Annotated in this window: 9 protein-coding genes; 3 read left to right on the plus strand and 6 right to left on the minus strand. The window is 44.0% G+C overall.

Annotated elements, in window-relative coordinates; genetic code table 11:
- Positions 1–326 precede the first annotated feature (326 nt).
- The 4 genes from LYNGBM3L_RS19305 to LYNGBM3L_RS48795 all read right to left on the minus strand — a co-directional run bounded on the left by LYNGBM3L_RS19305 (position 327) and on the right by LYNGBM3L_RS48795 (position 10215).
- A complete protein-coding gene (locus LYNGBM3L_RS19305; protein ID WP_008186814.1) occupies positions 327–6365 on the minus strand; it encodes a translocation/assembly module TamB domain-containing protein in 6039 nt (2012 codons plus the stop codon).
- 269 nt (positions 6366–6634) lie between these two features.
- Positions 6635–8569, minus strand: coding sequence for a glycosyltransferase family 39 protein (locus LYNGBM3L_RS45925; RefSeq protein ID WP_008186817.1), 1935 nt, complete (start codon positions 8567–8569; stop codon positions 6635–6637).
- 241 nt (positions 8570–8810) lie between these two features.
- Positions 8811–9746 carry an ATP adenylyltransferase family protein gene (locus LYNGBM3L_RS19315; RefSeq protein WP_008186820.1) on the minus strand — a complete coding sequence of 312 codons (936 nt, stop codon included), beginning with the start codon at positions 9744–9746 and terminating at the stop codon, positions 8811–8813.
- Between the two features lie 340 nt (positions 9747–10086).
- On the minus strand, positions 10087–10215 hold the full coding sequence (locus LYNGBM3L_RS48795; protein ID WP_267872060.1) for a hypothetical protein: 129 nt from the start codon (positions 10213–10215) through the stop codon (positions 10087–10089).
- A 64-nt stretch (positions 10216–10279) separates the two neighbouring features.
- Here LYNGBM3L_RS48795 and LYNGBM3L_RS19320 point away from each other — a divergent pair, with 64 nt between their 5' ends.
- From LYNGBM3L_RS19320 to LYNGBM3L_RS19325, 3 genes are all read left to right on the plus strand, one after another.
- The gene (locus LYNGBM3L_RS19320; RefSeq protein ID WP_008186822.1) at positions 10280–10927 is read left to right on the plus strand and encodes a Uma2 family endonuclease; all 648 of its coding nucleotides are present in this window, start codon (positions 10280–10282) and stop codon (positions 10925–10927) included.
- 140 nt (positions 10928–11067) lie between these two features.
- Positions 11068–11313 carry a hypothetical protein gene (locus tag LYNGBM3L_RS47620; RefSeq protein WP_229414610.1) on the plus strand — a complete coding sequence of 82 codons (246 nt, stop codon included), beginning with the start codon at positions 11068–11070 and terminating at the stop codon, positions 11311–11313.
- 61 nt (positions 11314–11374) lie between these two features.
- A complete protein-coding gene (locus tag LYNGBM3L_RS19325) occupies positions 11375–12301 on the plus strand; it encodes a Uma2 family endonuclease (protein ID WP_008186827.1) in 927 nt (308 codons plus the stop codon).
- Positions 12302–12351: 50 nt separating this feature from the next.
- Here LYNGBM3L_RS19325 and LYNGBM3L_RS19330 read toward each other — a convergent pair whose 3' ends face one another.
- Both LYNGBM3L_RS19330 and cutA read right to left on the minus strand, forming a co-directional pair.
- On the minus strand, positions 12352–13083 hold the full coding sequence (locus tag LYNGBM3L_RS19330) for an S-adenosylmethionine:tRNA ribosyltransferase-isomerase (protein ID WP_008186829.1): 732 nt from the start codon (positions 13081–13083) through the stop codon (positions 12352–12354).
- 324 nt (positions 13084–13407) lie between these two features.
- Positions 13408–13731, minus strand: a complete 324-nt coding sequence (cutA, locus tag LYNGBM3L_RS19335) for a divalent-cation tolerance protein CutA (protein WP_008186832.1) — start codon at positions 13729–13731, stop codon at positions 13408–13410.
- Positions 13732–13868 lie beyond the last annotated feature (137 nt).

Genomic DNA, 13868 nt, shown 5'->3' on the forward strand with positions numbered 1-13868 from the left:
ATCCGGGGCGGGCTGTCTCACAAGGCGCGACCTTTATAGCAGAAGTCAGAAGTCAGAAGTCAGAAGTCAGAAGTCAGAAGTCAGAAGTCAGAAGTCAGAAGTCAGAAGTCAGAAGTCAGAAGTCAGAAGTCAAAAGCAAGCTAGGACTAGGTTTCGGAGTTTAGGAATGTCCTAACAGTAGCGCGTAGTGCTATATCACGCACCCTACGCCTCTTACCCCGATTCCCGATTCCCGATTCCCGATTCCCAATTCTAAATTCTAAATTCTAAATTCCCAATTCTAAATTCTAAATTCTAAATTCTAAATTCTAAATTCTAAATTCTAATTAAAATCGATTTTCATACTCTACAGTTATCTTGGTATCGTCTGAAAAATCCGTAGCACCGCGCAGCAGAATTTCTTCATTAACTCGATAGCGCAAGTTGTACTGAATTGGCTGATCAGTAGTCAACACTTTTAACAACGAAAATGATAAATTATTAGTAATATTAATCCCCGCTTCAGCACCTAGCTCTAACCTATCAGTGCGCCTATTATCATCTGTAACTGTAGTGGGGAACAGGCGAAACTCATCTAATCCTGCGGCATCACCAATCAGGTTGCTGACATTACTCAGTAGTGCTGACCCAGCTAAGTTGGCCAAACCCAAGGTACTATTGCCTCGACCCAAGGTATCCACAAAGCCACCCCCTAATAGGGCAACAATTTCCCCTTCACTACGTTTTGGCATACTATTGAGTTCCACTCGGTCAAAGAGCTGACTTGCTAGCCCTTTTACTTTTGCTTGAACCCGAATAGTTTCTGTAGTGCCAAAATTAGTTGGGCGATCGCTAATTTCATTAGCAAAGGTTTCACTGGTAATGGGTTGTTTCCTAGACTCAATTACTGATGCCACCATCTGCACATCTAACTCTGGGTCTCTGCCAAGAGTGGCTACAAATCGGGCGTTGTTGTTGTAATTTTTATCAAGGCGAAACTGGGTGGTAAACAGATTCACCTGACCGCGCAGCAGCTGAATGGTTCCTTCTGGTCTAATATCACTCATGTCCCCATTAATTAGAAGGGTACCGCTGGCGAGAAAATCTAATACTGGTAGCTGTCGAACTAGGATGTTTTTACCTAAGGTTAACTGTAAGTTATTGAACTCTATTAGTTCCTCACCTGCAGATCCGCTACTCCCGCTCGGGGCAGTTTGAGATTCAGAAATGGGTACTCGACCATCAAACAATTCGATGTAACCACCAATTCTAGGATTAAATAGAGTCCCAGTAATAATAGTCTTACCTTTAACACCACCACTGTAAATCCCTTTGAGATTGATGGCTAGTTGATTCAGGTCAACGGTGAGGGGATTCTCTAATGCTCTAGGTAGGTCTCGCAAGGGCAAATTCCCTACCGCTACTAATTTACCACCACCAAAATTCCCTTGTAAGCTGTCTACAATTTCCATGCGGTTGAAGTTAAACCGGATTTTGCCATTGACTTCTGTCAGGGGTTCTGGTAAAGCTTGGGCAGCAATAGTAGCGTCTTCTACATTAATGTTACCGACAACGGTAAGTTGCTCCAGTTGCTGTAGCCAATCTTGGTCTTGGTCAAAGGTACCAGAAATATCTAAATCTACTTGTCCTTTACCATCAACCCAAGCGATTTGTTGATTGGTAAGCATATTTAATCGGGCAAGTCCTTCGTTTTCAACCTTGAGTTGTACACTGACTTGCCGATTTTCTGGCTCTACTTCGGCAAAGGGTAACTTGTAGGGGATTTTGGCATTTACAGTTAGGGGTTCAGACTCTTTGGTCAGAAAACTTTGGGCAAAGACGTTCAACCGCGCATTCTTGTAACTAAAGCTGCCTTTGATGGATTCGAGGGGTGTTTGGTTTAAACTGGCATCCACGACCGATATTGCTCCCCTGGCTTGGGGATTGCTGAGACTTCCATAAAAGTCCGCTGTGGCATCAACAAATCCTCCATAACCAACAGAGCTAGGAAATCTGAACACTTCTCGAATCAAGGAAACCGGGACTTTCTTGAGCCTGAGCTGACCCGATGGACCAAGTTCACTGATACTACCGGACAAGGTGGCTAGGCTCTGACCCGATTGAATCCGCACAGGTAAAAGATTCAGTACCCCTTCTGCAAAATTTCCTTGGGCAATAATTGTCTCAGCTTTATAGGAACCCCATTGCCAGTTTTCCCCTTGGAAATTAAATTCAGCACGGATGCCATCTTTGACTGAACCGACCAGACTGATACTGCCAGTAAAAGCACCATTGAGCTCGGTAAGCTCTGGTAACAGAAAGCTCTCTTGACGCTGCTGCCGTTGTCTGTTTAGGAGCTTGACTATTTCTGACATCCGCCGCAGGGGTTTTTTGAGACCATTTTGTGAATTACCTACTCCACTAACGGCAAGATCAGCGGCTGTGCCGTAGACGGGGGTTTGGAAGCCTCGACCTAGGTCAGTGATCTCAAATAGTTGTAGGGTAGTTAGAACATCCTGGATTTCTCCGAGCTTAGCCTGGAGTTCCCCGTTAAATTCTGGGCCGTTGGGGGTTGGGGTGACGTTGGCAGCAAATAAGTATTGACTATCACCTTTTTCAAACAAGCCATCGGTCAGAGTCATCGTCCCTTGCTGGTATTGGAAAAAGCCTTCTAACATATCACCTCTGAGGTTGTCAAAGATGGGATTTGCGATCTCAATTTTACCGGATGACCCAAAAGTCTTGAGGTTCAGAGCCATGTTCCCACAGATGTCTCCCGCCAAGGGTTTGCTTAACCATGGTTCGAGGTTTTGACCGTCTACCATACCACTACTCAAAGCCAGACTCTTAATGGTATTGATCGGAAGATTCTCCACGGTCATTTGTAGCTCATCCCCTGACCGAATCCCACTAGCGGTCTTGTCCTGATACTGCACCAAAAAGGATACGGGTTGGTAATTGGGGTCTAGCACAACCTCCAGTTTTTCTTGATTCCCTGCTAGCTGGAGATTTACCCCTGACTTTGGTGCTATACTTACTCGACCTGTCAGTAGGGATTCAAACTCCAGAGGACCAGCAAAAAAGTACCGCAGTCTTAAGTCACCGTTAATTGTCGGAGCTTGAGGAGTACCGGCAATCCGACCGTTAAAACCGACTAAGCCTCCTAAATTTAACGCATAAGGCAGGTCAGCCGGTAATCGTTGCAAATTCAAATTCTCTGCTTGTACCTGGAAATCAAAGGTCTTAATTGCTTGTAAACCCTGACTGCCTGGGTTTAGATTGACAAAACCATTAGCATTGAATCCCTCGGCTGTGGCTTCTTTAATCTCTAGCCTTTGACCATTCCAGTCAAAGGATGTGGCTAGGGAACGCTCAAGTACAGAAATGCCTTTACTAAAATTAAGCTTACCCTTAGCTTGGATTGCTGATAGAGCTTTATCTGGTGTCAATAGCAACGGAGCAGAAATATTGACACTGCCATTGAGACGTCCTCGTAAATCGGGATTAATCTCCCACAACTGGAGATTAGTAGGCTGGAAAACCCCCTGAAATTTACCATTGCTAAACTCAGCTGTTCCTAGTAATTGACCACCAGCAACATTCAGTTGTCCAGACCCTTTGCCCTGAATGGCGTCAATGGTTAAATTATTTAGATTACCAGAGACAGTGACATTCCCGGAAACAGGGCCATTGAATTGGGGCGGGACCGGAGCAAGAGCACCCAAGTCGAGGTTAGAGGTTTGTACCTTGGCCTGGAAGTTACCATTGGCAATATCGATTTGAGAAGCCTGAATTCTACCCCCTTCCACATCTAAAGTACCAGACCCACTAGCAGTAATGGTGCTAGGACTTACCGAATCTAGATTCCCTGAGATGGTAAACTCCCCGGACGCTGGACCGTCGAATTGGGATGGTATTGGTCCGAGACGACCTAACTTGACATTGGATGCTACGACTTGAGCTTTGAAGTTACCTTTAGCGATATCTACTGCATCAGCTTTAATGGTTCCTCCTGCTACATCTAAACTACCAGACCCACTAGCGGTAATGGTGCTAGGACTTACCGAATCCACATTCCCTGAGATGGTAAACTCCCCGGAGGCTGGACCGTTGAATTGCGGAGGTATTGGTCCGAGACGACCTAACTGGAGATTGGATGCTACTACTTGAGCTTGGAAGTTGCCATTAGCGATATCGACAGCATCAGCTTTAATGGTTCCTCCTGCTACATCTAAACTACCAGACCCACTAGCGGTAATCGTACTAGGACTGACCGAATCCACATTTCCTGAGATGGTAAACTCCCCGGAAGCTGGACCGTTGAATTGGGGGGGTATGGGGGCGAGACGACCTAACTTGAGATTGGATGCGACTACTTGAGCTTGGAACTTGCCTTTAGCGATCGCGATCGCATCGGCTTTAATAGTCCCTGCTGCTAGGTCTAAACTACCAGACCCATTAGCGGTAATCGTGCTAGGACTCAAAGACAAAACATTCCCTGAGATAGTCAACTCCCCTGAGATGGGACCTTTAAATTCAGAAGGTACTGGTGCTAAGGCTTCTAGAGGAATATCAGAGGCTTGGACTAGGGTAGAAAAACCACCATTGATCAGTTTTACCTTGGTAGCACGCAAGGTACCAGCATCAACCGTTACGCTGCCGTAACCGCTAGCACGGAGGGTTTCTGGTTGGAAAGAATCAAGACGACCGGATAAATTAAATTGACCATTGAACGGTCCAGAGAATTGTGGCGGTAGAGATGGTGCAGGCAAAGTTTTGATGATTGGTGCCACGGAAATATTCTTAGCTTCTACTAACCCCTGCCAGCGCCCACCCCCCACTTGAACATTAGTAGCTCTGAGAACACCATCACCCATGGGCAGATTAGCATAACCAGTGGCACGAAAATTCTCGGGCTTGTCAAGGGGAGAAAAGATCTGGGTTCTGCCATAAACTCGACCCAGAGGAATGGGTAGATTAAATCCATACTGTTTTGCGATCGCATTCGCAGGCACATTCACAGCTTTAAGATCAAATACTGCCCCCCCCTGATCCATAAATTTGATATCCCCCTTGCCTGTGACTAAGCCACCCACTGTTGGTTTTGCCTGCAAGTTTCTAATGGCCAGCTCAGTATTAATAACGCTAAAGTCAGCAGTAATAGAGCTGAATTTCACCTGGTCAAGGGTGGCGGGAGTGGTGGTAAACGCCTCTCCAATCACAATCGGGTTGTCGATAGCTCCAGTGACCTGAAACGTAGCCTGTGCTTTACCTAAAGTTTTTACTGGTAGCTCTTTGATCCCAAACGTCTGTGCATACTGCTGTATCTCAACCGGTTCGCTTTTTACTCTGAGCTTGTAGCCTGACTCAATATCCAGCATTCCCCCAATTTGGGCAGGTACTTGACCGAATCTGGTAGTTATGTTATTGAGCCAAATCTGACTTCCTCGAAAGCTCAGCTTACCGTTGCTTTCAGTGAACAGTTGGGGCAAGGGTTCTAAGCGGGCGATGGTGTCGGAAAAGTTGATCGTACCCCAATACTGCCAAGGCTGTTCAGCATTATTCCGTTGTATTCTCAGGTTGCCACCCAGTTTACCCCCTTGAAGCTTCAGGGGAATCAGAAGTACTTTACTAACCTCTGCCGCACTCACGTTATCGACATCAAGGTGCAAGTCAGTTTCTTCTTGAGAGAGGCGGTAATCTCCCTTAACCTTTAAATTTCCCCCACTTAACGGCTGACTATTTACATCAAAGCGAATCAGCTCACCTCCGTCGATAAATTTACTTTTCCCCCTAACCTCAGTAAATCTCATCGGTGGTTGTTTGATTCCCACTTCAGATCTTGGCACCACCACCACATCCGCATCCCGCCACCGCACCACCTTTGGGTCTACCTTAAACGCAGAATCTTGGGCAGTTTGTGTAAATGCTGTAGACACCCAGTTTAAATCTTTGTCCTGTTCAACATATATATTAGGTTCAACTAGGGTTACATCCAGTTCTAGAGTTCTGGTAAACAGCAGTTTAACGGGGTTATAGCTTACCTTCACTGCCTCGGTAAAAAGATGATCGGGATCCGTAGGGGTAGCTGGTATTTGCGAAGAACCAAACCTTACACCATTTAGGGAAAAGCCCTCCACTGGTCCGACATTGACTTTCCGGTTAAGAAAGCTAGATAAATTTTTCTCTACCGTTGGTGCTAATTGCTTCTGGATGAAATACCAAGCAAAAAGGCTTCCGCCCCCTATCCCAGAAACTAGAATCATGACCATAAGCATGAAGACCGGACGTAGCAGCCTCTGCCAAAACCCTCTACTTACCGTAGGTTCTGGAGTATTTTCCGGAGTAGGCTCTGGTAGATTACCAGGATTGGGAGAGTTACTCATCTTGATTGGTTTGCACCTTACAACTGGAGTTCCGAGGGAATATGGGGGCATCGTCATCTTAATTTATCAGGGAAATACAGGGAGTAGGGGTATCAGTTATAGGTGCCTAATACCAAGTGCGTTTCAAGAGGATATCACCATTCCCAATCATGATTAGGAAGAAGGGGCAAAGGGGGAGGAGATGGAAGAAGGTGCTATGTCTCAATGGTGTGAATGCAACTCGGGATCAGGCAGATAAGACTACTACTTTTTTTCTCTGACGAAGCTCCCTATCTTGATAGTTTCCAGAGCCAAGATTGATCCGTAGGTTTAACCCTATAGTTATGGGTGGTTTCAATTCCCTGACGCAATTCCTCTGACGGTCGATAAAGTAAAACATTTTTGAAACCCTCCGGAATCTCCGGTATGTTGGTAGAGCTATTGGATTTATCCAATAACATCAGCTGTACATCCGGACGAAGTAGATGACACAGAGATAGAACCCTACCGGGAATTTCATTACTGATCAAGAGTGGTTGTGGGATTTGATTAATCCAAGCGGCTACGGGGGGATTATTGCGACTCTTTGCATAGCTCTTGTGCCACCAAACTGGCAGTTGAGAGCTGACGATACAGGAGAGTATGCCGCTAAATGCCAGAGCAATTGCTATAGACTTCCAAGTTTTAGGATTTTTTCGGGTTTTTTCCATGGGCACCATGTCATGGTCACCCCTTACTTGCCCATCTTGTCTATCTTCGGTATTTGCTAAATTTCCATTCATCATGCCCATGGTGGGCAATCCCTTTTTTCCCTTATCTTTGGTAAGTTTTCCTGAGTTTTTAGCTTGGGTTGTCAGGAAATAAGCAATAGCTAACTGAATGCCTAGATAACAGGGAATAGCATAGCGAGTAATGCTAGAACGGCGACCACCTAAGAGCACATCTGGACCGATTAGAGCAATTCCTGTCACTCCAATTAAGGTAATAATAAATACCCAAGCATGCTGAGGAGCCTTACGACAAAGATAGTAGAGGGCGTATACTGCTAAAAATAAACTGAGATAGTGGAGGGGACTCAAAGGATGGATGCCTTGGTTAACATCAAAGAAAATCCGACTGAGGTTTAAGGTCCAAAATAGAGGTAAGAAGCCTGAACGACTATGATTAACTGAGTCAGTATTAGCGATAAATTTGGAGAAATTAGTGATAACAATGATTAGCCAAGGTGAGAATAGTACTATTCCTCCTAAGGAGGCTAGTAAATAGCTAGTTACTCCCTTAGTCCAGCGACCACCTTCGGTAATTAATACATACAAGCCCTGTCCAATTAAGATCAAGGCAGAGAAAGGGTGAGTATAAAGTGCTAAGGCAACAGTAAAGCTATAGATAATCCATCGATAAGGTTTTTTAATAAATTGCTTTATTCTAGAATAATTCATTGCCCATAATAGGACTGCACTAGAAAGCAAAATAGTAACGGTCCATAAACTATATTCTCGGGCTTCTTGGGCATACAAAACATGAAAGGGAGAAATAGCAATTATGGCAACAGCTACCCACCCGATTAATTTTGAACCAAATAGTTCTAAACACAGCCAGTAAGCACAGGGCAATGCTAATAAGCTAATTATTACTGATAGCAGTCTAATAGTTACTACGGAATTGCCAAAGGTTTGTAACCATAACCTCGCCATTAGGTAGTAAAGGGGCGAATGTTCTGGATTACCTGCTAGGGAATTAATGGTGTCATTGATATCTTTTTTATGATTAGGAAATTGGTAGTATTTTAACAAATTTTCTACGCTGATAATCTGACCATCGAAAATTGTTTCTACTAGTTCGGTTCGAGTGTGACCAGAAATTCGAAGGGAGGTCATAGTCTCGTCGTACCAGTAAACTTTACGGTCTAGGTTGTAAAATCTAAAGACTACTCCCAGTACGATTACGATGATCAGTAAATTTCTAAACCAGATAGAATCAAGAGTAATTTTCTTGATCATGCTAACTACGATAATTAGGGGATAATTGAAACTATAGCAAAGGGAACAGGGAATAGGGAACAGGGAGTAGGGAGTAGGGAGTAGGTAGTAGGGAGTAGGGAGTAGGTAGTAGGGAGTAGGGAGTAGGGAGTAGGGAGTAGGGAGTAGGGAGTAGGGAGTAGGGACTTCGGAGCAGGGAGAAATAGGAAAGAGATCCAAAGAGTTTTTGATGTTATGATCAATCATCAAGATTGTTAATGAGCTATTTATAAATGCTATAGTAAAGATGGTTTTAAGGGAATTAGCATCAAAGAATACTGTACCTCATAACTCCGATAAACGCTAATCTAAAATATAAAAAGGATACTTGAAAAGAAATACCTTAAAATTGGCAATTATAGCTTTTTTTATCCTAATGAGGTACATTCAAGTTTCTTACCCCGACTCCCTACTCCCTACTCCCAGATCCGCTGTTCCCTTTCCTTAATTACCAAGTAACAGCAACGTTTCTCAAAATTGTCATTGGACCTTGGTCTTTCAGACGTTTCATTTGCTCTTGGTTTCGGACTAGGAGAGCTCCGGCAAATCCGAGGGAATTGACCCCAATTGACTGGAAATCTGGTTGAGAACGGGGTAAAAGCAACATCCATTGCCTTGTGGCGAGGAGATTGTAGGCACCAGATTGCTTGTTACCATTGGCATTATTCCATGGCAACCCCACTGCACTCAGTAATCTATGGTACAAATCAAGGGTGGCTTGAGCGGCATCCCACGGAGAGTTTACCCAACTAGGGTCAAGCTCAGCAATAGCATGGATGAAGGGCAGGGTTGGGATGGTGCCAACAGAGTCCTGAAAGTTAGCTGATGCGATCGCATTTTCGATCGGGATGTTAACTCCTTCAGGAGCTAGGGGCAGAGGAACTAGTTGCAAGTGCTTGTGTCGTTGACTCGCACCACCAATCTTTCCAGCATTATAGAAAGCCAAGCCATCAATTTCCCCAAGACATGCCCACATAGCTGCAAAATCCTGCAAGGTCAGCCAAGTATCTTGCTCCTCGAAGGCACGGGTGATGATCAGCAGGTGATGGTCAACTACGTTGTATTTGTTCAACAGACACAGGTGGGTGTCGGAAAGGTCTGCTACAAATAAATCTTGTTCGTAGGGAAGAAAAGGGTTGAAATCCTTCGATGAAGTAGCTGTTTTTTCGTCTTGCTTCTTCTTGGCTTTGTCTTTCCATACCAGATTAGACAAAATCCGCACCAGGAAGCGAATACCCTCCTGTTCTACGAATTCGTATTCTGTCGCTATGGAGTGGAGTGCTTTACATTCAAGAGCGTGTTGGGTTTGTGCTTTCAGTTTCGGCCACAATGTACCTGGTTCTAGTACTAGTGTTCTTTCGGTAATTGGTTGTTCTTCAATCATAGCGATCGCATTTCCTTCAGCTTCTATTGCAATCTTAAATCATTTGTCAAAAAGCAAGCATTCAGCGGTCAGCCGTGAGCTAAAAGCTCACGCTACTTGAGGTGCTTAAAATAAACCTCGAATAGGGACTTCGGAGCAGGGACTGAGGCCGTAGGCCACGCTACGCGTTCGGAGCAGGGGGAAGAAAGTTGACTGTACCTGATCAGAATAATAAACGCTATACTCTTATAGAGTAACATTCAAAAAGTAACCCTATCAATTAAAAATAAAGTAACTATTTTAAAATATAAACTACTATAGTTATTTTTAGTAATATGTATTAAAATTGATTTAGAATAACTCAAAAAAACTCTGATACCTTTGCTACTACTCCCGATTCCCGACTCCCTCGGTGCGCTTTCCGTAGGCGAATTAAATTCGCCACGGGTCGCACCGCTCCCGACTCCCGACTCCCTAAAGACCAGTACAAAAGTTACTCAACCAATTGAGCACTGCTATCAATAAAAGTAATCCTAAAGAGGTAATCCTATACCATGATCACAGGAAATTATGAACTGGCTGAACACCGGGTAATTTGCAAAAATGTCAGTTGGCAGATATTTGAACAATTACTCACAGAATTAGGAGAAGACCGCTCCACTCGCTTGGCTTACGATGACGGAACATTAGAAATTATGACTCCCTTAGGCCCCCATGAAAATAATAACCGCTTTATTGAACGCTTGATTGGTGCGATCGCTGATGAGTTAAATCTAACTATCAAAACCTTTGGCTCCTTGACTCTTAAGCGAGAAACACGATTAAAAGGGGCAGAACCTGACTCCTGTTACTATCTCCAAAATGAGCCATTGGTAAGACATAAGCAAACTATTAATTTAGATCATGACCCACCGCCTGATTTAGTATTAGAAATCGATATAACCAGTGGTTCTTTAGATAAGCGTCCTATTTATGCAGCGCTTGGTGTCCCTGAATTGTGGCGTTATAATGGACAAAACTTAGAAGTTTTTGTGCTACAACAACCGATTTTAATTTATAATCAAGTAAATCAGAGTCCAACCTTCCCTTGGATGCCTTTGAATGCTATACCTAGGTTTATTAACCAAAGTTTAGTTGATGGCGAAACAGCAACGTTACGGGCGTTTAGGGCTTGGGTTAGAAAACAAAATAATTTTGAGTGATAACTGCTAGCTTATTAGCTAGTATCTCAAAATAGATAATGACCTAAACACTGATTTATAATAACACCAAATAATATAGCAATTATTATAGCTATGAGGTACAAAGCGATCCCCCTAAATCCCCCTTAAAAAGGGGGACTTTGAGGTTGAGAAGCGTACCTCACAACTGCAATAAACGCTATAATCGGATTTCTTTACTCCTGTTCCCTATTCCCTACGGGTGCATCTCATTTTTGCTATTTGACCCAGTGGTGCGTTACGGGGTGGGCTATTTCAAAGCTGGCGAAGAGCTGGAAAATCAGGGCGATCCCACCCCTAACGCACCCTACGCAAAATTTACTGTTCTCTATTCCCTGTTCCCGACTCCCTCGGTGCGCTTTCCGTGATGGCGAGCAATCCCTCGCCATCACGGGTCGCACCGCTCCCGACTCCCGACTCCCTAAACAAATGACTAAAAACTTAATTCCCGAGAGTGAAGCTCCTGCTTCTCCTAAAGAAACCCTACCTACCATGTATGATCTGCCGAGTGAGAATCCGGAGGAACCTGGTTTGCCAGACGAATTTCACGATTTACAACCCGAATTATTAAGTCGCACCTTTCGTTGTCAGTATTACCCTTCTGAGGAAGTATTTATTGGTACAGATTTAAATCTTTACTATGATGTGCGCCATCCTCAATGGTATAAACGTCCAGATTGGTTTTTAGTAGTGGGAGTTCCCCGTTTATACGAGGGCACTGATATTAGATCTAGCTATGTAATTTGGCAAGAAGGAGTTAATCCCTTTGTAATTGTAGAATTGCTGTCACCCACAACTGCAAAAGATGATTTAGGGGATAATCTAGAGCAAGAATCTGAAGCATCTAGAAGAGTTGCTGGAAATAGTGATAAGATTCAACTACACGATAGTAATAAAACTAGTAATAGTAGCAGTGAGCTTACCCATCAAACTATTCCTTCCAAGTGGGAAGTCTATGAGCAACGATTACGGGTACCTTATTATCTCGTGTTTAGTCGCTATACCAACCAAATTCGGTTTTTCAAATTAGTCGGAGCTGGTTACCAAGAGCAAGGTATTTTAGCTGATCCACCCCAGATTTGGATTCCAGAACTAGACATAGGTGTGGGATTGTGGTGGGGAGAGTATGCGGGGATAACTCGTAATTGGTTGCGCTGGTGTGATGGTTCCGGAAATTGGCTTCTGACTGATACAGAACAGGAACGGGAAGCAAAAGAACAAGCCCAGCAACAAGTGAAACAAATTGTAGTCAATCTGTTGAAATCAGGGATGGATATTGAACAAGTTGCTAATATCACTGGACTTGATCGGGAGGAAATTAGAGAGTTAGCAGGAGAATCAGATGGGAGCAGGTGAAAAGTAAGCACTCAGCGGTCAGTGCTCAGTGCTCAGCCCTGAAGGGTGGCTCAGATAGTAATCAACATTCCATCACCGTAGCTTAAAAACCGAAAACGGTGTTGAAGAGCATATTGATACACTTCTTCAAGTCGCTTTCGTCCAAGGAATGCTTCAACAAGCAGCAGATGAGTCGTCTGTGGTTCGTGAAAATTGGTAATGACACCCCCAACGAGCTCAAACCGGAAACCGGGGGTAATAAAAAGATTTGTTTGGCCACTCATACCACGAACAGCGCTTTCAAGAGCCCGAACAACCGTTGTTCCAACAGCAATGACACGCCCACCCGCCTCTTTCCATCTATGTAAACGGTTTAACGTTTCTTGGGAGACCTCGAACTGTTCAGAGGAAGGTTTTTGCCTAGATTCAATGCAAAGAGAGCTGGAACTCCCGACCTGTAGCGTCACAAACTCCACCTGCTTCCCACTAGCACGTAGTTGACTAATAAGTTCGGGTGTAAAGTGCAAACTTGCCGTCGGCACTGCAACAGAACCAGCTTTATTTGCAAAGATTGTCTGATCATCGATCTTGTCTTGGTAGTCCCCCGATCCCTGTCGAATGTTGGGAGCCGTATCGTTAAACACCAAGAGATCACGAGAGCCAAGATGTTGAGGGAGAGAAGCGAAGGTTGTTTCCTCTATCTCTGCATCTGGAGAGGTAATCAGAAGCTTTGCCGCTTCAGGCGGTTGAATCGGACGTTGGGCGATAAACTCTGTTGGGAGTTCATAGGTAAATATTTCCATGGTTGGTATTACCAGTCTGTGTTTGCTTGGAGTATGTGGGGTCTGCTTGTATAATTCAAATTGAGGCGTTGCTTATTGTGGCTATGATTGAGCTCCCATAGCCATGCCCAATTTTGCCCCCACAATTGATAGCCCTGGCGAAACATTAGACCTTTTGCAAAAGTCTTTCGCGGTCTAATGGGTTATTGGCAATTTTTGATTTAGCGTACGCTTAAAACTAACAAACTTGCTTTGTGCTCTCTTTGTATATAAACCTAGTACACAATCAAGCTAATTTGTCCCAAAACTCTGATTCAGTACCATCTCCTGCTCAACTATCGCCAGTTATGCTTGAGTAGCGACATTATTAATCACCCAAGCTGCATACTGTTCGTTGACATGCTGTGTACTTAGTACCACAAATTCAGGGGTATCGTAGGGATGATAATTAGTTACAGTCTGCTCTGCTTTAGAGATCAGCTCCGTAGTTGTTTTGATGAGTAGCAGCACTTCAGAATCAGACTCAACCTCACCCTCCCACCAATAAACTGAAGATATCCCGGGAATAATGTTCACACATGCTGCCTCTCTACGCTCCAGAAGCTGATGAGACAGATTATGGGCAACAGCATTATCAGGACAGGTGACAAGTATTAAAACTATGTTCATGCTTTTGCTTAATTTTTTTTTGACCCGGGAATATATTAAACCAGATTCCTGACTTTACAATGTTTTATAAAGAAAACGGTTAAATCCGGATGGGAGCCACCTATTCAGGAATGGCTGGAAAACTCGATCAAGGATAT

This window comes from Moorena producens 3L (assembly GCF_000211815.1).
GTDB classification, from domain to species: Bacteria; Cyanobacteriota; Cyanobacteriia; order Cyanobacteriales; family Coleofasciculaceae; genus Moorena; species Moorena producens.

Bases quoted from the DNA above. Each gene is read 5' to 3' on its own strand.
- LYNGBM3L_RS19315 (WP_008186820.1), bottom strand. From the start codon at position 9,746: ATGATTGAAGAACAACCAATTACCGAAAGAACACTAGTACTAGAACCA.
- cutA (WP_008186832.1), bottom strand. From the start codon at position 13,731: ATGAACATAGTTTTAATACTTGTCACCTGTCCTGATAATGCTGTTGCC.
- LYNGBM3L_RS19305 (WP_008186814.1), bottom strand. From the start codon at position 6,365: ATGAGTAACTCTCCCAATCCTGGTAATCTACCAGAGCCTACTCCGGAA.
- LYNGBM3L_RS45925 (WP_008186817.1), bottom strand. From the start codon at position 8,569: ATGATTGATCATAACATCAAAAACTCTTTGGATCTCTTTCCTATTTCT.
- LYNGBM3L_RS19330 (WP_008186829.1), bottom strand. From the start codon at position 13,083: ATGGAAATATTTACCTATGAACTCCCAACAGAGTTTATCGCCCAACGT.
- LYNGBM3L_RS19320 (WP_008186822.1), top strand. From the start codon at position 10,280: ATGATCACAGGAAATTATGAACTGGCTGAACACCGGGTAATTTGCAAA.
- LYNGBM3L_RS19325 (WP_008186827.1), top strand. From the start codon at position 11,375: ATGACTAAAAACTTAATTCCCGAGAGTGAAGCTCCTGCTTCTCCTAAA.